Origin of the sequence: Roseivivax halodurans JCM 10272 (genome assembly GCF_000521785.1) — a bacterium.
Classification (GTDB): domain Bacteria; phylum Pseudomonadota; class Alphaproteobacteria; order Rhodobacterales; family Rhodobacteraceae; genus Roseivivax; species Roseivivax halodurans.
In genome coordinates this window covers 36,009-52,750 of the sequence record NZ_JALZ01000014.1, presented here as the reverse complement: position 1 = coordinate 52,750, position 16,742 = coordinate 36,009, and the positions used below count along the sequence as shown (strand labels likewise).

Genomic DNA, 16,742 nt, shown 5'->3' with positions numbered 1-16,742 from the left:
GCAGGATCGGGAACCCGGGCAGACAGGAGCTTTCATGGAGATCGAGGACCTTGCGCGCGGCGTTCTGGAGGGCAACAGGAGGGCGCTGGCGCGGGCGATCACGCTGATCGAAAGCGGGCGCGCGGATCACCGGCAGGCGGCGACGCGGCTGATGGAGCGGCTGAACGCCGAGGATCACGGACGCGAGGCGCTTCGGGTCGGGCTGTCGGGCACGCCGGGCGTCGGCAAGTCCACCTTCATCGAGGCGTTCGGCACCATGTTGACGAGGCAGGGCAAGCGCGTGGGCGTTCTCGCGGTCGATCCCTCCTCGGCGCGGTCGGGCGGGTCGATCCTCGGCGACAAGACCCGGATGGAGCGGCTGTCGCGCGATCCGAACGCCTTCATCCGACCGTCGCCCGCACAATCGCATCTGGGGGGCGTCGCGCGCCGGACGCGCGAGGCGATCGCGCTTCTCGAGGCGGCGGGTTTCGATGCCGTGCTCGTCGAGACGGTGGGCGTCGGGCAATCCGAGACCGTGGTCGCCGAGATGACCGATCTCTTCTGCCTCCTGCTCGCGCCCGCGGGCGGGGACGAGCTGCAGGGGGTGAAGCGCGGGATCATGGAGATGGCGGACCTTCTCGTCGTCAACAAGGCGGACGGCGAGCTCAAATCGACCGCGACGCGCACCTGTAGCGATTACGCCGGGGCGCTGCGGCTCTTGCGCAAGCGCCCGCAGGATCCCGAGGGGTTTCCCAAGGCGATGACCGTCTCGGCGGTCGAGGAGGCCGGGCTCGAGGGCGTCTGGGGCGAGATGACGGCGCTCGCCTCCTGGCGGAAGGATCATGGGCATTGGGAGACGCGGCGGGCCGAGCAGGCGCGCTACTGGTTCGAAGCCGAGGTGCGCGAGGGCCTGCTCGCGCGGCTGAAGCGTGAGCCGGTGAAGGGGGCGATGGCGCGCATGGCCGAGGAGGTCGAGCGCGGCGAGGTGACCGCGGCCGTTGCGGCCGAGACGCTCCTGCGCGAGTTCCTCCAGATGCCGGACGCGGAGCTGGCCGATCAGGTGTGATCGAGGCGCGCACCGGGGGTTGACGCGCGCATGCTGCGGCCTTAGTGAAGCGCGACCAGATTCCGGGCGCGGGCTAGAGATCGCACGCGCCCTTTCATATTGGCGGGGATCCCATCGCCTCCCCGCGCGAGAGAAGACGAGGATGATCCCATGTCGCGTGTCTGCGAACTGACCGGAAAAGGGCCGATGGTTGGCAACAACGTCAGCCACGCCAACAACAAGACGAAGCGCCGCTTCCTGCCGAACCTGAACGACGTGACGCTGCAGTCCGAAACGCTCGGCCGCGGCGTCAAGCTGCGCATCTCCGCCTCGGCGCTGCGCTCGGTCGACCACCGTGGCGGGCTCGACAAGTTCCTTGCCAAGGCGAAGGATGTCGAGCTGTCGGCAAAGGCGCTGAAGGTGAAGAACGAGATCGCGAAGGCACAGGCCGCGGCGACCGCCGAAGCCTGATCTTCCATCGTTGCGACGATGTCAGGCGCTCCCGGACCGATGCGGTTCCGGGAGCGTTTTGCGTTTCCGGGACCGACTTGTCGCATTGCCGCATGGCGCTCTTGCTGGCATTGAGCGGAGCATGACGGCACGCTCCGCTTCCATATGCCTCCTCTCGCTTCTCCTCGCTCTTGCGAGCGTGGAGTTTGCCGTCGCCCGCGGCTTGCCGCGACCGGCGGGTGAGGTGGTCATCTGCCACGGTCTGTCGGTCGTGACGGTCACGCTCGGCGCGGACGGCACCCCGGTGAGGCAGAGCCAGCTTTGCCCCGACGGGGCGGCCGCGATACTGGTCGACCGAGGTCTGCCGCAGGACGTCGCCGGACCGGACCTCGTACTGACCGGCGCCGTCTTTCTGGGCTCCGCGCCGCTCTCGGAAGGCCGGGTTGCGCCTGACGCGCGGGCGCGGGCGCCGCCTTCATCCGTCTGAAACCCATCCAGCTTACATCAGACGGAAATGGAACAGATGAAATCGATCCTTCTTACGGCGGGCCTTCTCGTGCTCGCGACCCCTGCGCTCGCCGACATCACGGTCACGGACGCCTATGCCCGCGCGGCCTCACCCGTTGCCAAGAGCGGAGCGGCCTTCATGGTCCTCGAAAACGACGGGGATGAGGACGACCGGATCGTCGGCGTGTCTTCGGACGCCGCCGATCAGGTCGAGCTGCACACCCATGCCGAGGATGCGAACGGCATGATGATCATGTCCGAAGTCGAGGAGGGGTTTGCGGTACCGGCAGGGGGAACTCATGTCCTCGGGCGGGGCGGCGACCACGTGATGTTCATGGGGCTGCGCGAGACGTGGGAGAACGGCGACACGATCCCGGTGACCCTGACCTTCGAGAAGGCCGGGGACGTGCAGGTCGAGATCCCCGTCGACAACGACCGGATGCCGCACGGGCACTGATCAGCGGGCGAGCATCTCGTCGACCCAGGCCGGGACGATCTCGCTGGCCGGACCGAGGGCGTGGGCGTCGAAGGCGGCGCTCACGTCGGAGCGATTGAGGTTCAGCTCGAGCGTCTCGGCCCCGGCCATGCGGGCCTCCTCGACGAAGCCCGCGGCGGGGTAGACCGCGCCGGACGTGCCGATCGCGACGAAGAGATCGGCCGCGCGAAGATGCCCGGCGATCTCCTCCATGTGGTAGGGCATCTCGCCGAACCACACGATGTCGGGGCGCGCTTTCGGCGCGCCGCAGGCGGGGCAGGCCGCTCCGGGTGACATCTCGGGCGGAGCGTCCCAGCGGTGGTCGCAGGCGGCGCAGAGCGCGCGGCAGAGCTCTCCGTGCATGTGGATGACGCGGGCGCCGGCGCGTTCGTGGAGGGCGTCGACGTTCTGGGTGACGATCACCGTCTCGGGCCTTTCGGTCTGCAGGCGGGTGAGGGCGTGATGGGCGGCATTGGGCTGCGCCTCGGCGGCCCGGACGCGGCGCATGTTGTAGAAGTCGTGCACTTTCGCGGGGTTGCGAGCGAAGGCTTCGGGGGTGGCGACCTCCTCGATCGGGACCTTCGTCCAGAGGCCGTCTTCGTCGCGGAAGGTGCCGAGGCCGCTCTCGGCCGAGATCCCGGCGCCGGTGAGGATGACGATCTTGCCGTCCATGTCTTTGCCCCGCTTGCGTTTTTCGGCTATGTGTCTGGCATGGTGAAACGTATTCTCTTCGTGTGTCTGGGCAATATCTGCCGGTCGCCGTCGGCGGAGGCGGTGGTGATGCGCATGGCGGCGGAGCGGGGGCTGGAGCTCGAGCTCGACAGCGCCGGGACGGGCGACTGGCATGTGGGCGAGCCGCCTTACGGGCCGATGCAGGCCGCCGGGAGGGCGCGGGGATACGATCTCTCGCAGCTTCGGGCGCGGCAGGTATCCGTCAGCGATTTCAATGACTTCGACATGATCCTTGCGATGGACGGGCAGAATCTGCGCGATCTGCGGGCGCTGCAACCCGAGGGGGCGCGGGCTGAACTGGGGATGTTCACGCAGCACCTGAACGGCGGGGACGTGCCTGATCCCTATCATACGCGGGACTTCGACGGGGCGCTTGCGCTGGTGGAGGAGGCGGCCGAGAGGCTGCTCGACGCGCTAGTTTCGTAACAAAGACGAGAAATTCGCGCCGTTTCGTACGGAATTTGCGCGGGTTTCGGGGCTCGAACCGGCCATTTGCGCGCAGCCCGGGTAAGGGCGGCGGGGGACGCAACGCGCGGGGGCTTCGGGCGGCGTCAACGCCTGCCGTGGGAGGGTGCATCGAGGGAGGCGCCCGATGCGACCCAAGATGCGCGACGTGACCATGACCGAGTTCCGCACCCGGCTTGCCGAGTGGGTGCGCTTTGCCGAGTACGACGGCGGCCACGTCTTCGTCGTGCGCCACGGAGAGACGGTGGCGGCGCTCGTCCCGGTGCAGGACGCCCAGCTCATGGAGGAGGTCGCGGCGGTGTCGATGCGGCGCCTGCGCGAGCAGCAGGACGCGGCGCTCCGGACGTGGCAGGCCTTGCGGCGCGGGACGGGGCACGAGGATTGAGGCGCGGGGCGGGAGGCGCCTCAAGACCACGCGCGGCGGAACCGCGGCACGTGCGGCAGGTTGAGCGAGGTCGCGCATTCCGCGCGAAGGAGCGATGCGATGAAGAACCCCTGGATGAGCGCGTGGCTCTCGGCCGCGAACAGCACGACCGGAGCCGCCCGCGGTCAGATGATGTCAGAGATGAGCAAGACCCAGACGCAGATGATGCAGGAGTGGCAGAAGGCCTGGATGGACGCGTGGATGGGCATGATGATGCCCTGGGCGAAGGCGCCCGGGAAGAAGCGCTGAGGCGGGGTGTCCCCGTCCGCCCGTACGGGTGGGGGGAGGGGGGAACGCGCGGGTCTGCGCCGGCGTTGGCCTGTCGGAGGTTCCCTGCCTCAGCTTTCGGAGCGAAGCACATGACACTACGACTTCTCGCCCTTTTCGGCCTTCTCGGTCTCGCCGCGTGCGAGACGATCGGCGGCGCGGGCCAGGACATCTCGTCCGCCGGCAACGCCATCTCCAACCAGGCTCAGGAAACCGAGCGCGAGCTCGAGGACGACTGATCCGGACAGGCGGACCCTCCCGGGGGTCCGCTGTCACTTCAGGGGATCGTGGCCCCAGTTCATCAACGAATAGCGCCAGTCGGACTGCTCGGCGTCCTCGTCCGGGCCGCCCTGGGCTTTGTGGCGCTTGATGTAGGCGACGACCTTGCCCATGTGCTCCCACTGGCCGTCCGAGAGGTCGTCCTTGTTCGTGCGCTGGATCTCCACGATCTTCCGCTCCGAGGCATGGCCGGTGGATTCGCCGTCCTCGCTGTCGCCGACTTCCTTTGACTCTTCCGTCCCGAGCCAGTCCTCCAGCTCCTTGGGATTCATGTTCACGAGGTCCTGCCACTCGTCCCAGATCTCGTCACGCGATTTGGCCATGGGGTGCTCTTTCTTTACTGTGTCGCGGGAAAACAGGGGAGAGGGCAAGGGGGTTCCTTTGGATGCAAGCTCCAAAAGTAGTTGGCGTTAGAGATTTGGTGGAGAATTATGCAGACGCTGTATTGTGCGTTAAATGTCCAGATGTGCCGCTGCGTGTCGTTTTAAAGACGTGAGATAGTCAACGAAGGTAAGGTGGGCGATATATATGCAGGAAAGCGATGTGATCATCCTAAGATACTCAGAAGTTCGATGCTTAAGCGTCGTTCAAATGTAGGGATGAAAGTAGTTGTCCTATTTTTTAACCGGATTTCATGACATCCAACTTTTCTGTCGCTCTAGCATTTTGTGAAAGCCGTCGAGATCTTTCTCCGCTTTGATACCGCTGCCTTCTATGGAAAACCTGATCCCCGGATCATTTCCGAAGAAGTAATCAGTGGCACCCAGTACCGAATAGTTTAGGGAAAAGTCCTCTTCAAGGCAAAGTGCAGAGTGGATGTCTAATTTGGCTACTTCCTCATCTCTGACCGATATTGGCAAAATCCAAGTCTGGTCGAATAGTGGAGAAAAATCGCCGTATTCTTTCGGGCGTCCCACGCCGACAAATACCACTGCTCCGTTTCCTACCGGTATATACTTCAAAAATCTTGTGATATCAAATAGGCCGGTGTCTATTCCGCCGAGGTGGTCGCGAGTTGAATACTCGGTAACTGAGTAGATCGCGCGGCGGAATCCATCTCGTTCATACGGTAGAAAAATCTCATAAAAGCCACCGTATCCTTGAAATTGATGAACGGGCACGTAGAATTCTCTGTGGAATAGGTTCACCAATATGTGCGCGAGAACGCCAGAAACACTTGCTGAGCGAAGATCTTTGTCTCCCCCTTCACCCTTGAGGTAAGGAGGCTCGAGGTTGATGAAATCTTCGGCTCCGGTTCCGGAAGATAGAAAATCCCAGTCCGCGAAACTCCGAAAAGTTTCATCGTTCTTTCTATCAAAGAAGCCGCCTCTGATTATTTCATCTTCACGATAGTACCAATGAAGTGCGACCTCATCTCTTTCAGTGTCGTCAAGGACTTCGAGCGCTTCGAGGAACTCTTCTTGGGACTTAATAGGTTTTTCACATAGTTTGCGGATAGCGCGGCCAGCGAAAATTCTGCTATCCGCCCAAAGAAACAGGTTGTTGCCAGATATCGCAGATTTCGAGCCAAGTCTGCTTCCTCTGGTAACGTTTCCAAAGCTGAATCCGGTTTGAAGAGGCAGGAACCCTGACGGTTTCTCTTGATATGTTTCCGGTGTCACTAAGACGTCTGTGAGTGCAACCCATCCGCTATTAACTCGCGAAATGGACCCCACTAGCGTCATCAGCTATCCATCTTCAACGCAGAAATAAACGCCTCCTGCGGGATCTCGACCTTGCCGAACTGGCGCATCTTCTTCTTGCCGGCCTTCTGCTTCTCGAGCAGCTTCTTCTTGCGCGTCGCGTCGCCGCCGTAGCACTTGGCGGTCACGTCCTTGCGCATCGCCGACAGCGTCTCGCGGGCGATGACCTTGGCTCCGATCGCCGCCTGGATCGGAATCTTGAACATGTGGCGCGGGATCAGGTCCTTGAGCTTCTCGCACATGGCGCGGCCGCGCTGCTCGGCCCGGTCGCGGTGGACCATCATGGCGAGCGCGTCGACAGGCTCGTCGTTCACGAGGATCTGCATCTTGACGAGGTTGTCCTCGCGGTAGCCGATCATCTCGTAATCGAAGCTGGCATAGCCCTTGGTGACCGATTTCAGACGGTCGTAGAAGTCGAAGACCACCTCGTTGAGCGGCAGATCGTAGACCGCCATGGCGCGGCCGCCCACATAGGTGAGGTCGGTCTGGATGCCGCGCCGTTCCTGGCAGAGCTTGAGCACGTCGCCGAGATATTCGTCGGGCACGAGGATGGTCGCCTTGATCCGCGGCTCCTCCACATGGGCGACGGTGGAGGGGTCGGGCATGTCGGCGGGGTTGTGCAGGTCGCGCCGCTCGCCGTCCTTGGTGTAGAGGTGGTAGATCACCGACGGCGCGGTGGTGATGAGCTCGATGCCGTATTCGCGCTCGAGCCGGTCGCGGATCACCTCGAGGTGCAGCAGGCCCAGAAAGCCGCAGCGGAAGCCGAAGCCGAGCGCGGCCGAGGTCTCCATCTCGTAGGTGAAGGAGGCGTCGTTGAGCGCGAGCTTCTCGATGGCGCCGCGCATGTCCTCGAAATCGTTGGCGTCGACCGGGAAGAGGCCGCAGAAGACCACCGGGACGGAGGGTTTGAAGCCCGGGAGGGGCGTCTCGCAGGGGCGTTTCTCGAGCGTGATCGTGTCGCCGACGCGGGTGTCGCGGACCTGCTTGATCGAGGCGTTGAGATAGCCGATCTCGCCGGGGCCGAGCTCCTTCACGGCGGTCATGGCGGGGCGGTAGACGCCGACGTCGTCGACGTCGTAGGTGCCGCCGGTCTTCATCATGCGGATGCGGTCGCCCTTCCTCAGGACGCCGTCGATGATGCGGACGATACAGATGACGCCGAGATACTGGTCGTACTTGGAATCGACGAGCATCGCCTTGAGGGGCTTCTCGGCATCGCCCTCGAGCGGCGCCGGGAGCTTGGTGACGATGGCCTCGAGCACATCGGGGATGCCGATGCCGGTCTTGGCGGAGATGAGGCAGGCCTCGGAGGCGTCGATGCCGATGACGTCCTCGATCTGGGCGCGCACGCGCTCGGGGTCGGCGGCGGGCAGGTCGACCTTGTTGAGGACGGGGACGATCTCGTGGTCGGCGTCGATGGCGGTGTAGACGTTGGCAAGGGTCTGCGCCTCGACGCCCTGGGTCGCGTCGACGACGAGCAGCGAGCCCTCGCAGGCCTGCATCGAGCGCGCGACCTCGTAGGAGAAGTCGACGTGGCCGGGCGTGTCGATGATGTTGAGGACGTAGGTGTTGCCGTCCTTGGCGGGGTACTCGATCCGGACCGTGTTGGCCTTGATCGTGATGCCGCGCTCGCGCTCGATATCCATCTGGTCGAGGAGCTGGTCCTGCATGTCACGCTCGGCGACGGTGCCGGTGAGCTGGATCAGCCGGTCGGCCAGGGTGGACTTCCCGTGGTCGATATGGGCGACGATGGAGAAGTTGCGGATAAGGGCGCGTGAGGTCATCCTCGGCATATGACGCGGGGGGCGGAGACGGTCAAGGTGGGGTGCGCGTGGCGGAGAACATCGACAGCGACGTTCGAGATATACTCAGGCAGAAATCCGATGAGACCTGTGTTGCATTCGCCGTGCGCGCAGCTCTGCGTGTGTGGCCGGACTATGTAACGTACATCAATTCTCTCGATACCTTAGATGGAACGAGCCACGCTCCTTCGCGCGCTCTGAACACGCTTCGCATGACCTTGGATGCCTACGTGGCAGCCGCCGTCTCGGTTCCCGGCACACCATTCGAGCATCATGCCGAGAACGCCGCCAAGATCTGCGACGCTTCGACCGAAGTCCACGGCGCGGATCCCTCTTTGCATCTTTGCATCTTGGCATCGCTCAGAAGACCGGTGTCACCTGCGACTTCGCGGCTACTGCATTCAGCTCTCTGAGATGGCTCTCTAGACAACAAGGCTGGATCGCAACGGAAAAGGAGGCGATCGCCACATGTTTGGAAGACGCGGAAAAACCACCCGAAGACATGTTCTCCACGCCTTTATGGAGATCGTCGGGCCTCCCGGACGGGATGGGTGGGCCGGGCGTTGTGAAGGCCGAACTTGAGAAATTAGGTGGTGCTTTCGATTTCTGGACGCGTTGGTACCGCGCAGCCTTCGAGGGCAAGCCTTTAGAGCTTGAATTTCAACGGCGGATCGCAACCGAAGTCGAGGACAAGGATTGGACCGGCGAAGATGCTCCACAGAAGGTAGCGAAGCGGATCGGCGAGATTGAGGACGAGATGCGGGATGAGCGCCCCGCAAGCGTTCCCGACCTAGACGCGCAACGTTTGGCGACCCATGTCCGTAAGCTTCTTGAAAACCCGAAGATGACGCTAATCACTGCCGAGGGCGCCGCCGATCAGACTGAGCGGGCCATTCGCGCCTATCTGCGCGAGGCTCCGGCGAACGATTTGCCGGAGGAATTACAGCACCTTCATGCTCTTCCGGAGCATTTTCGTTCGGTCGCCCGGATCGTGAGGACGGATCAGACCAAGCAAATGAAGATTGACGCTCTGACGCGCGCGATAGAAGCGTTGAATGCTGATGTGGCGAAGCTGGAATCAGACTTGCGGATCGCACGTTCGAAGACGCTCAATGGTCGGTTCAAGATCAAGGCGATGGAGGCTTTGGGTACGACGGTCTGCAGCCTGCCTTTCATAGCAGGACTTGCGTTTGCGTCCTCGCATTTCTTCGGGTTCGAACTGTCCGATCTGACGCTAGAGAACTATCGCGAGTGGTCGAGTGATAGTCAGAATGCCGAGCCGGCTCCCGAAGCCAAGATCGAATATCGCCCAACTCTACCGGACGCACGCGACGTCTAGCGGGTGTTCGGAGGTGTATGTGGAACGGCCATTACGTGCAAATGAGTGGCGCAAAGAATGCCGTGCCCGAGCCTTGGGTGGGAGCTTTGATCCGGGTCAGCTGCGGCGGTTTATCTCTGAAGCCCCGGCGGAGGTTTCCGCTACAGGTGGCATCGGCGATGCGCCTTCCCTGGGGAGGGGCGAGCGGCGTCGCGGAAAAGGTCCGGTGGACCTTTTCAGGCGCGAGCGGGCGGAGCCCCGGACGAACGCGGCATGGGGCTGGTCGCCCCGCGCCAAGGTGGGTGGTGGGCGGCTCTCGCGACGCCTTTAAGGAGGCCTAGCGGCGGACGCCGTCGAGGAGTTCGTCGGAGATCTTCTCGTGGCCGTGGAGGACGGTGAAGACGCCGGTGACTTCAACGACGGCGGCCTGGACGCGGGAGAGGTCTCCGACATTGGCGTCGCGGAGCTTGGCCCAGAGGTCGGCGCGGGTCATGCTGGCCTTGTGCAGGTTCGCCTCGAGGATGTCTCCGTTCTCCATCACCATGAGCGGATGGTTGTCGATGGCGTCCTCGGCGGTGCGGAAATGCGTGCGCAGCGGGGCGACCAGCATCTGCCAGACGAAGATCGCCAGAAGCGCCACGGCGGGGATCCAGGGGCTCTTGTCGAGGGCGGTGATCCCGCTCGCCACGACCGAGCCCATCGCCACCGTCACCGCGAAGTCGAAGCCCGAGAGCTTGGAGAAGGAGCGCAGGCCGAAGACACGGCTCATGGCGATCACCACCCCCATCAGGAGGAATATGCGCAGGAAGATCTCGCCCGCATCGGCCCAGGTCATGTCTGGTGTCCTTTTTTGATAGTCCGGCGGGCCGTCAGGCGTGGGCGTCGTGCCCCTCGCCTCCGGAGCCGTGATGGGTGTGACGGGGGTCCATCATCCCCTCCTTCACGCCGAAGCGGATCAGCGCGACGTTCACCGGCCAGGCCGCGAAGAGCCCGCAGGAGAGCGACACGATCAACGAGGTCCAGAACCGCACCTCGCCCATCCCGGCGCCCGAGGCAAGCCAGAGGCTGACGCCGATGGCCGTGACCTCCATCACCGTGATCGAGGGCGTCTCGGCGATGGCGGCGTCGCGCAGCGCCTCGCGCCAGGGCGTGCCGCCCTGCACCATGGGCCCGACGGTGAGGGCGAAGCCGAAGACGTAGGCGAGCGCGAAAGTGATCGCCGAGACCCAGATCGAGGCCAGCGACAGGAGGCCGGCGGCGACGATGACGCCGACGATCTCGCCCATGCCGCAGCCCGAGTAGCAATGCGCAACCGAGCGGAAGCCGCGCCGCGCGAGGGTGTCGTCGGCGATCTCCTTCCGGCCCGACCAGCGGTAGACGAGGAGTCCGATGGGGCCGGAATAGAAGACGGTGAGCGCCCAGACGAGCTTCATCAGGCTCATCAGATGCGCGTTCCTGGTGCGGAGGTCGCGGATGGTCCAGAGCAGGCAGGGGAGCATCGTCGCGATCCAGAGCCCCAGGAAGAGGGGGGAGTCGAGGAATGCGCGCAGACCGTCCATGCGGGGCCAACGGGACCGCGGCGGCGCGGGTTCCTGCGTCGAATTATGCGCCGGGGCGCCTCAGACGAACTGCTCGCGGATCAGGCGTTCCTCGAGGCCGTGGCCCGGATCGAAGAGCACCCCGTGCGCGACGTTCGGCTCGGAGCGGATGACGACGTTCGCGACGTCCCGCACCGAGCGCGAATCCGCCTCGGCCATGACGGGGCGCTTGGCGGGGTTCAGGACCTCGATGCGCACCTCGGCCGTCTTCGGCAGGAGAGCGCCGCGCCAGCGCCGCGGGCGGAAGGCCGACATCGCCGTCAGCGCCAGCACGTCCGCCCCGATGGGCAGGATCGGACCGTGTGCCGAGTAATTGTAGGCGGTCGAGCCCGCGGGCGTCGCGACCAGCGCGCCGTCGCAGACGAGCTCGGACATCCGCAGGCGTCCGTCGACGCTGATGCGCAGCCGCGCCGCCTGCGGGCCCTGCCGCAGGAGCGAGACCTCGTTGATGGCGAGCGCCTCGCGGATCTCGCCGTCGACCGTCTCGGCCCGCATGGAGAGAGGGTTGAGCAGCGCCTCCTCTGCCGCCGCCAGCCGTTCGGGCAGGTCGTGCTCGGCATATTCGTTCATCAGGAAGCCGACCGTGCCGCGGTTCATGCCGTAGACCGGCGCGGAGAGCTCCTGCGTGCGGTGCAGCGTCGCGAGCATGAAGCCGTCGCCGCCGAGCGCGACGATCACGTCGGCGCCCCGTTCGGCATGATCGCCGTAGCGACGGGTCAGGGTCTCGAGGGCGGACTGGGCCAGCGGCGCGGACGACGCGGTGAAGGCGATGCGGAGCGTCATGCGAGGGGCGGGCCGTTTCCTGTCCGTGGCGCGATGGTTCCGAAACAAGCACAAGTTTCCCCGGGTTGCCAGCGATCCCCGTGACAGGTCCGCGCGATGCGTCGCATTCCCCTTGCCTTGCGTCGTCTTGCGCGATTTACAGCTCGTACAGATCCGCTAGTTTCCGATCGGAAACACATGGCGCCGCGTCGGGGTCACCCCGCCGGACGCCCGTCCGCAGCAGCCCCGGGAGGCCCCGACATGAACGCACCTCACCGCGACGACGGATTCTTCACCGAAGAGCTGTCTTACCGCGACCCCGAGCTCTTCGCCGCCATCACCGGCGAGCTCGGCCGCCAGCGCGACGAGATCGAGCTCATCGCGTCCGAGAACATCGTCTCGCGCGCCGTGATGGAGGCGCAAGGGTCGGTGATGACCAACAAATACGCCGAGGGCTATCCCGGACGGCGCTATTACGGCGGCTGCCAGTGGGTCGACGTGGCCGAGGATCTCGCCCGCGACCGCGCCAAGCAGCTCTTCGGCTGCGGCTACGCCAACGTGCAGCCGAACTCGGGCAGCCAGGCGAACCAGGGCGTCTTCACCGCGCTCCTGAAGCCCGGCGACACCATCCTCGGCATGAGCCTCGACGCCGGCGGCCACCTCACCCACGGCGCCGCGCCGAACCAGTCGGGCAAGTGGTTCAACGCGGTCCAGTATGGCGTGCGGCAGGACGACAACCGGATCGACTACGACCAGATCGCGGAGCTCGCGAAGGAGCATCAGCCGAAGATGCTGATCGCGGGCGGGTCGGCCATCCCGCGGATCATCGACTTTGCGAAGATGCGCGAGATCGCGGACAGCGTCGGCGCCTATCTCCTCGTCGACATGGCCCATTTCGCGGGCCTCGTTGCGTCGGGGCATTACCCGTCGCCCTTCCCGCATGCGCATGTCGCGACGACGACCACGCACAAGACGCTGCGCGGACCGCGGGGCGGGATGATCCTCACCGACGACGCCGAGATCGCCAAGAAGGTCAACTCGGCGATCTTCCCGGGCATCCAGGGCGGGCCGCTGATGCACGTGATCGCCGCCAAGGCCGTCGCCTTCGGCGAGGCGCTGCGCCCCGAGTTCAAGACCTACCAGGCGCAGGTCATCAAAAACGCACAGGCGCTGTCCGACCGGCTGATCGAGGGCGGGCTCGGCACCGTCACGGGCGGCACCGACAGCCATCTCGTGCTTGTCGACCTGCGGCCCAAGGGCGTGAAGGGCAACGCGACCGAGGCCTCGCTCGGGCGGGCGCATATCACCTGCAACAAGAACGGCGTGCCGTTCGATCCCGAGAAGCCGACCGTGACGAGCGGCATCCGCCTCGGCACGCCCGCGGGCACCACCCGCGGCTTCGGCGAGGAGGAGTTCCGCCAGATCGCGGACTGGATCGTCGAGGTGGTGGACGGTCTCGCCTCGAACGGCGAGGAGAACGGCGCGGTCGAGGACAAGGTGAAGGGTGAAGTCGCCGAGATGCTCTCGCGCTTCCCGATCTACGCGACGCTCTGAGCGGCTATCCCGCATCGGCAGGGATGGACCCCGGCAGAGGTTTCTCTGCCGGGGTTTTTCGTGCGCGCGCGCCATTGGCGCATCGCGGCTCAGACGAGACCGCGCCAGCGCAGGAGGATCAGCAGGCCGGTCGCGACCACCAGGAGGTTGAAGGCGATCACCGTCAGAAGCCCGAGGATGCGGCCCCACCGGCGGTCCGCGGCGTCGATCCCGGCGAGATGCGCCTCGCTGCGGGTGAGGGCCGCGCGGGTTCCGGGCTCGTCGATCCGGCACCGCAGCCGCGGGTGGTCGGAGAGATGGAGCGCCTCGGCCACGATGGCGAGGTCGCGCCGGACGCCGCGCGGCAGATCGCGGCCCGCACGCGCCGCGCGGCGGGCGAGGCTGCCGCGCGTGCGGCCCAGCTTTTCGGCGGCGAGCGCCTCGAGCCGCTCGCCGCCTGTCCTCAGATCCGTCTCGAAACTCATGGGGCCACGCTATCTTTGCCGCGCCGCGCTGCAAGCCCCCTCTGGAAGCGGGCTGTCCAGCGCGCTATGCCGTGAGACATGAAGCTCAACACCATCCGTCACGGCGCGCCGACCGAGGCCGCGCCCGTCCTCATCGCCCACGGTCTGTTCGGCTCGGGCCGGAACTGGGGCGTCATCGCCAAGCGCCTGGCGGACCGCGGCGAGGTGATCGCCGTCGACATGCGCAACCACGGACAGTCGCCCTGGTCCGAGGAGCACGGCTATCCCGATCTTGCCGGGGACCTCGCGGAGGTGATCGACACGCTCGACGCTCCGGCGGACGTCGTCGGCCATTCGATGGGCGGGAAGGCGGCGATGGCGCTCGCTCTCGCGCATCCCGAGAAGGTGCGGCGCCTCGTCGTCGCGGATATCGCGCCCGTCGCCTACGGCCACAGCCAGATGGAATTCATCGAGGCGATGCGGGGCGTCGATCTGTCGAAGGTCGAGAAACGCTCGGACGCCGCCGAGCAGTTGAAGCAGACTGTGCCGGACAAGACGCTGCAGAGCTTCTTCACCCAATCGCTCGACGCATCGGAGAAGAAGTGGCTGCTGAACCTCGACGTGCTCGCCGACCAGATGCCGAAGATCCTCGGCTGGCCGCAGATCGGCGGGACGTTCGAACGGCCCGCGCTGTTTCTGTCCGGGGAGGAGAGCGACTATGTCGCGCCCGAGCATCGGGGCGCGATCCGCGAACTCTTCCCCAAGGCCCGCTTCGCGAAGCTGCCCGGCGCGGGCCATTGGCTCCACGCCGAAAAGCCCCGCGAATTCGAGGCTTCGGTCCGGGCGTTCCTCGACGCGGGCTAGATCAGAGGCCGCGGCAGCTGCGCTCGGCGCGGCTCACGAAGGCCTTGTAGTTCGTCCACATGCGCTCGTGATTGGGACGATCCGATTGGCGGATCTCCTGCGCGCGGTGGGGATCGCTGAAGAAGGTGACCGCGAGACTCTGCTCCGAATTGGAGAGCGAGCGGTCCGCGACCGCCTGGATGCAGCCACAAAGCTGCGGGTTCCGCTGCGCCCGGTCGCTGCGCAGGCACGCGCTTTTCAGCGGGCCGTTCGCGAAACTCGGGGCCATGTAACTCGATTTGCGCGTCACCGACTCGCGCTGTCCGCACGATGCGACCGCCATCACGGCGATCGCCGCAATCATGGGAATTGCTCTCATCCGCCTGTCCCTATCTCCACGCCGGGCGGGAGCTTTTGGCGCTCCTTGACCCCCGGCTGCACTGCCGATGGGTCAAGAATGACGCGAACTGGCGGAGTTTTCAATTGGCGCCGGCCAATTGGCCGCAATCAATCGCGGATTTCTATATCCTTGCAGCCGAGAACCTCGCTGGTGTCGGCCGCCTCGGTCTTCACGTCCTCGACCTTTGCGCCGTCCGGGCCGTCATGCAGCGCCTGCACCATGCCCTCGAGATCGAGCGCCTCGCCGGCGAGGACCGCCTCGACGCTGCCGCCATCGGTGTTGCGGACCCAGCCGCGCACGTGGCGGTCGGCGCCCTGCGATTTCACGTAATCCCGGAACGAAACGCCCTGCACATTGCCCGTCACCGTCGCGCGGATCGCGTTCTCTGCCATGTCGTCCTCTTTCTCTCTGTCATTGTGCCCCGGGATGCGCCCGGGGCCTTCGGACAGCCAACGCGGCATTCCCCGGGCCGTTCCTGCCGCCTTGTCCGGAATACCGCGGCCGCGGCGTCAGCCTCGGTGCCGAGGCTGACGATTGCAGACGGGTCAGGTTATCGAGAGACGCGATGCTGTGCGCGACCGCCTTGCGGTGATCACTTGGCGATCAGGAAGGCGTCGAGCGATTTGCCCTCCGCCAGGCGTTCCTTGATCCAGGCAGGCTGCCGGCCGCGACCGGTCCAGGTGAGTTCGGGATTCTCGGGGTGCTGGTATTTCGGCGGGTTTACGGTTCCCTTCTCCGCACCGGCGCTGCCGCCGGTCAGTTCCGCAAGGCTGAAGCCCATCTCGCGCGCCTTCGCTTCGGCGGCCGCCAGGGCTTCCTTCCGCTGCCGGCGGTCGTAGTTCTCGATCGCCTTGTCGAGGTCCTTTCTCAGCTTCAGGAGCTCGTCTTTCGAAAGGGCGCTGACGTCGATTGTGGTCATTTTTTCTTTTCTCCGCTCGGTTGATTTGGCTCGAAATGATCCTGTTCGGAAAAATTTCGGCCAGGTCGCCACCGCGACCATTGCGCGGTCGCTTTGCTCCTTAATATTCGCGGCCGCAAGGTACTTTCAAGAGGCGCGTTAATGTCTGGCGGGGTGAATTCGTTAATTAGGCCGGGGGAGATAGCGACGGGATGGGGTGGCTTGAGGTCGTCTTTGGAGGGACCGGGAGCGGTCAGGTTCTGGTTCTATAGAGTATGGGTATGAAGATTTTTTTTAAATGTAATAGTGACTTGCGTTCTGTGGGTTTGAAAGAAGCGGGGGTGCGGGGCGTTTGGGAATAGCCATGTGCTGCCGGTTTTGAGGTCCGAAAAGGGGAGGATTTGCACGGGTTTCCTGGTGTGGAGATCACGAAAGCCATTCGGTGTTTCACGAAACAGTCAGCGGAAAGTCGCTGAGCGGGACGCTGGGTGACAGAGTGTATCCGCAGAATGTCTTGCGCTTTGGGATTGAGAGTGGCTCCCCAATTGAGTCTTTGGCGGCCACGTTTCCGCGGCGGCTTGCTGGTGGCAACCTTTCGGGTGGTGGAGCAGGGCGAGATCCACACCGGTATTCCGGGAGGTGTCGCACCGTCTCGGCCGCTGAGCGTGGTGTTGCGGTTGCGGGACGGGTTTGAATTCTCGTCTGTGACGTCGCCTTCGGCTTGGCGGGAGTCGGAAACGGGACGTGCGGAGGGTCCGGTTTTCGTGTGGAACTGAAGACGTTGCGAGCAGGGGGCCG

23 protein-coding genes are annotated in these 16,742 nt (G+C 64.8%); 12 read left to right on the top strand and 11 right to left on the bottom strand.

What is annotated here, in order from left to right; translation table 11 throughout:
- The first annotated feature begins 34 nt into the window (after positions 1–34).
- From meaB to OCH239_RS13410, 4 genes are all read left to right on the top strand, one after another.
- Entirely contained in the window at positions 35–1,045 is a 1,011-nt protein-coding gene (gene meaB, locus OCH239_RS13425) for a methylmalonyl Co-A mutase-associated GTPase MeaB (RefSeq protein WP_037263583.1), read from the top strand.
- Between the two features lie 150 nt (positions 1,046–1,195).
- A complete protein-coding gene (gene rpmB / locus OCH239_RS13420; RefSeq protein WP_037263581.1) occupies positions 1,196–1,495 on the top strand; it encodes a 50S ribosomal protein L28 in 300 nt (99 codons plus the stop codon).
- Between the two features lie 121 nt (positions 1,496–1,616).
- On the top strand, positions 1,617–1,961 hold the full coding sequence (locus tag OCH239_RS13415) for a hypothetical protein (protein WP_037263579.1): 345 nt from the start codon (positions 1,617–1,619) through the stop codon (positions 1,959–1,961).
- Between the two features lie 36 nt (positions 1,962–1,997).
- Complete coding sequence (locus OCH239_RS13410; protein ID WP_037263576.1) at positions 1,998–2,438, top strand: copper chaperone PCu(A)C; 441 nt, start codon at positions 1,998–2,000, stop codon at positions 2,436–2,438.
- Here OCH239_RS13410 and OCH239_RS13405 read toward each other — a convergent pair whose 3' ends face one another.
- Positions 2,439–3,128: an NAD-dependent deacylase gene (locus tag OCH239_RS13405; protein WP_037263573.1), complete on the bottom strand. Its 690-nt coding sequence runs from the start codon at positions 3,126–3,128 to the stop codon at positions 2,439–2,441.
- A 39-nt stretch (positions 3,129–3,167) separates the two neighbouring features.
- Between OCH239_RS13405 and OCH239_RS13400 the strand changes: the two genes are divergently transcribed.
- The 4 genes from OCH239_RS13400 to OCH239_RS22105 all read left to right on the top strand — a co-directional run bounded on the left by OCH239_RS13400 (position 3,168) and on the right by OCH239_RS22105 (position 4,583).
- Positions 3,168–3,614 (top strand): low molecular weight protein-tyrosine-phosphatase, encoded by a 447-nt coding sequence (locus tag OCH239_RS13400; protein WP_037263571.1) that lies wholly within the window; start codon positions 3,168–3,170, stop codon positions 3,612–3,614.
- A gap of 166 nt (positions 3,615–3,780) precedes the next feature.
- Positions 3,781–4,038, top strand: coding sequence for a type II toxin-antitoxin system Phd/YefM family antitoxin (locus OCH239_RS13395; RefSeq protein ID WP_037263568.1), 258 nt, complete (start codon positions 3,781–3,783; stop codon positions 4,036–4,038).
- 99 nt (positions 4,039–4,137) lie between these two features.
- Positions 4,138–4,326, top strand: coding sequence for a hypothetical protein (locus tag OCH239_RS13390; protein WP_037263565.1), 189 nt, complete (start codon positions 4,138–4,140; stop codon positions 4,324–4,326).
- A gap of 110 nt (positions 4,327–4,436) precedes the next feature.
- Positions 4,437–4,583: an entericidin A/B family lipoprotein gene (locus OCH239_RS22105; RefSeq protein WP_084782450.1), complete on the top strand. Its 147-nt coding sequence runs from the start codon at positions 4,437–4,439 to the stop codon at positions 4,581–4,583.
- A 33-nt stretch (positions 4,584–4,616) separates the two neighbouring features.
- Here OCH239_RS22105 and OCH239_RS13385 read toward each other — a convergent pair whose 3' ends face one another.
- From OCH239_RS13385 to lepA, 3 genes are all read right to left on the bottom strand, one after another.
- Complete coding sequence (locus OCH239_RS13385; protein WP_037263562.1) at positions 4,617–4,946, bottom strand: DUF3140 domain-containing protein; 330 nt, start codon at positions 4,944–4,946, stop codon at positions 4,617–4,619.
- 309 nt (positions 4,947–5,255) lie between these two features.
- The gene (locus tag OCH239_RS22700; RefSeq protein ID WP_157577876.1) at positions 5,256–6,308 is read right to left on the bottom strand and encodes a hypothetical protein; all 1,053 of its coding nucleotides are present in this window, start codon (positions 6,306–6,308) and stop codon (positions 5,256–5,258) included.
- The gene (lepA, locus tag OCH239_RS13380; protein WP_037263559.1) at positions 6,308–8,110 is read right to left on the bottom strand and encodes a translation elongation factor 4; all 1,803 of its coding nucleotides are present in this window, start codon (positions 8,108–8,110) and stop codon (positions 6,308–6,310) included. Before lepA ends, OCH239_RS22700 begins: the two co-directional genes overlap by 1 nt.
- Before the next feature lie 47 nt (positions 8,111–8,157).
- Between lepA and OCH239_RS22695 the strand changes: the two genes are divergently transcribed.
- Positions 8,158–8,541, top strand: a complete 384-nt coding sequence (locus tag OCH239_RS22695; RefSeq protein WP_157577874.1) for a hypothetical protein — start codon at positions 8,158–8,160, stop codon at positions 8,539–8,541.
- Between the two features lie 59 nt (positions 8,542–8,600).
- Positions 8,601–9,467: a hypothetical protein gene (locus OCH239_RS13375; RefSeq protein WP_157577873.1), complete on the top strand. Its 867-nt coding sequence runs from the start codon at positions 8,601–8,603 to the stop codon at positions 9,465–9,467.
- A gap of 316 nt (positions 9,468–9,783) precedes the next feature.
- On the opposite strand, the gene OCH239_RS13370 is transcribed toward OCH239_RS13375, so the two are convergent.
- Genes OCH239_RS13370 through OCH239_RS13360 form a run of 3 tightly spaced genes read right to left on the bottom strand, consistent with a single transcriptional unit; the run spans position 9,784 to position 11,827 of the window.
- A complete protein-coding gene (locus tag OCH239_RS13370) occupies positions 9,784–10,281 on the bottom strand; it encodes a DUF421 domain-containing protein (RefSeq protein WP_037263554.1) in 498 nt (165 codons plus the stop codon).
- A gap of 34 nt (positions 10,282–10,315) precedes the next feature.
- Positions 10,316–11,005 (bottom strand): DUF4396 domain-containing protein, encoded by a 690-nt coding sequence (locus tag OCH239_RS13365; RefSeq protein ID WP_051489467.1) that lies wholly within the window; start codon positions 11,003–11,005, stop codon positions 10,316–10,318.
- A 60-nt stretch (positions 11,006–11,065) separates the two neighbouring features.
- Positions 11,066–11,827 carry an NAD kinase gene (locus tag OCH239_RS13360; RefSeq protein WP_037263551.1) on the bottom strand — a complete coding sequence of 254 codons (762 nt, stop codon included), beginning with the start codon at positions 11,825–11,827 and terminating at the stop codon, positions 11,066–11,068.
- Positions 11,828–12,067: 240 nt separating this feature from the next.
- Here OCH239_RS13360 and glyA point away from each other — a divergent pair, with 240 nt between their 5' ends.
- Positions 12,068–13,360: a serine hydroxymethyltransferase gene (gene glyA / locus OCH239_RS13355; RefSeq protein ID WP_037263548.1), complete on the top strand. Its 1,293-nt coding sequence runs from the start codon at positions 12,068–12,070 to the stop codon at positions 13,358–13,360.
- Positions 13,361–13,449: 89 nt separating this feature from the next.
- Here the strand turns inward: glyA and OCH239_RS13350 are convergent, their stop codons facing one another.
- The gene (locus tag OCH239_RS13350) at positions 13,450–13,824 is read right to left on the bottom strand and encodes a hypothetical protein (RefSeq protein ID WP_037263545.1); all 375 of its coding nucleotides are present in this window, start codon (positions 13,822–13,824) and stop codon (positions 13,450–13,452) included.
- Between the two features lie 78 nt (positions 13,825–13,902).
- Here OCH239_RS13350 and OCH239_RS13345 point away from each other — a divergent pair, with 78 nt between their 5' ends.
- Positions 13,903–14,667: an alpha/beta fold hydrolase gene (locus tag OCH239_RS13345; protein ID WP_037263542.1), complete on the top strand. Its 765-nt coding sequence runs from the start codon at positions 13,903–13,905 to the stop codon at positions 14,665–14,667.
- A 1-nt stretch (position 14,668) separates the two neighbouring features.
- Here OCH239_RS13345 and OCH239_RS13340 read toward each other — a convergent pair whose 3' ends face one another.
- From OCH239_RS13340 to OCH239_RS13330, 3 genes are all read right to left on the bottom strand, one after another.
- Positions 14,669–15,025 carry a hypothetical protein gene (locus OCH239_RS13340; RefSeq protein ID WP_037263539.1) on the bottom strand — a complete coding sequence of 119 codons (357 nt, stop codon included), beginning with the start codon at positions 15,023–15,025 and terminating at the stop codon, positions 14,669–14,671.
- A 128-nt stretch (positions 15,026–15,153) separates the two neighbouring features.
- Positions 15,154–15,438, bottom strand: coding sequence for an acylphosphatase (locus tag OCH239_RS13335; RefSeq protein WP_162149998.1), 285 nt, complete (start codon positions 15,436–15,438; stop codon positions 15,154–15,156).
- Between the two features lie 200 nt (positions 15,439–15,638).
- Positions 15,639–16,046 (bottom strand): H-NS histone family protein, encoded by a 408-nt coding sequence (locus OCH239_RS13330; protein ID WP_341871948.1) that lies wholly within the window; start codon positions 16,044–16,046, stop codon positions 15,639–15,641.
- Between the last annotated feature and the right edge of the window lie 696 nt (positions 16,047–16,742).

Coding starts and splice junctions, on each gene's coding strand:
- OCH239_RS13340 (WP_037263539.1), bottom strand. CDS start 15,025: ATGAGAGCAATTCCCATGATTGCGGCGATCGCCGTGATGGCGGTCGCA.
- OCH239_RS13345 (WP_037263542.1), top strand. CDS start 13,903: ATGAAGCTCAACACCATCCGTCACGGCGCGCCGACCGAGGCCGCGCCC.
- OCH239_RS13350 (WP_037263545.1), bottom strand. CDS start 13,824: ATGAGTTTCGAGACGGATCTGAGGACAGGCGGCGAGCGGCTCGAGGCG.
- OCH239_RS13415 (WP_037263579.1), top strand. CDS start 1,617: ATGACGGCACGCTCCGCTTCCATATGCCTCCTCTCGCTTCTCCTCGCT.
- glyA (WP_037263548.1), top strand. CDS start 12,068: ATGAACGCACCTCACCGCGACGACGGATTCTTCACCGAAGAGCTGTCT.
- OCH239_RS13390 (WP_037263565.1), top strand. CDS start 4,138: ATGAAGAACCCCTGGATGAGCGCGTGGCTCTCGGCCGCGAACAGCACG.
- OCH239_RS22700 (WP_157577876.1), bottom strand. CDS start 6,308: ATGACGCTAGTGGGGTCCATTTCGCGAGTTAATAGCGGATGGGTTGCA.
- OCH239_RS13360 (WP_037263551.1), bottom strand. CDS start 11,827: ATGACGCTCCGCATCGCCTTCACCGCGTCGTCCGCGCCGCTGGCCCAG.
- OCH239_RS13395 (WP_037263568.1), top strand. CDS start 3,781: ATGCGACCCAAGATGCGCGACGTGACCATGACCGAGTTCCGCACCCGG.
- OCH239_RS13400 (WP_037263571.1), top strand. CDS start 3,168: ATGGTGAAACGTATTCTCTTCGTGTGTCTGGGCAATATCTGCCGGTCG.
- OCH239_RS13410 (WP_037263576.1), top strand. CDS start 1,998: ATGAAATCGATCCTTCTTACGGCGGGCCTTCTCGTGCTCGCGACCCCT.
- OCH239_RS22105 (WP_084782450.1), top strand. CDS start 4,437: ATGACACTACGACTTCTCGCCCTTTTCGGCCTTCTCGGTCTCGCCGCG.
- OCH239_RS13405 (WP_037263573.1), bottom strand. CDS start 3,128: ATGGACGGCAAGATCGTCATCCTCACCGGCGCCGGGATCTCGGCCGAG.
- lepA (WP_037263559.1), bottom strand. CDS start 8,110: ATGACCTCACGCGCCCTTATCCGCAACTTCTCCATCGTCGCCCATATC.
- rpmB (WP_037263581.1), top strand. CDS start 1,196: ATGTCGCGTGTCTGCGAACTGACCGGAAAAGGGCCGATGGTTGGCAAC.
- OCH239_RS13335 (WP_162149998.1), bottom strand. CDS start 15,438: ATGGCAGAGAACGCGATCCGCGCGACGGTGACGGGCAATGTGCAGGGC.
- OCH239_RS13330 (WP_341871948.1), bottom strand. CDS start 16,046: ATGGTCGCGGTGGCGACCTGGCCGAAATTTTTCCGAACAGGATCATTT.
- meaB (WP_037263583.1), top strand. CDS start 35: ATGGAGATCGAGGACCTTGCGCGCGGCGTTCTGGAGGGCAACAGGAGG.
- OCH239_RS13365 (WP_051489467.1), bottom strand. CDS start 11,005: ATGGACGGTCTGCGCGCATTCCTCGACTCCCCCCTCTTCCTGGGGCTC.
- OCH239_RS13370 (WP_037263554.1), bottom strand. CDS start 10,281: ATGACCTGGGCCGATGCGGGCGAGATCTTCCTGCGCATATTCCTCCTG.
- OCH239_RS13385 (WP_037263562.1), bottom strand. CDS start 4,946: ATGGCCAAATCGCGTGACGAGATCTGGGACGAGTGGCAGGACCTCGTG.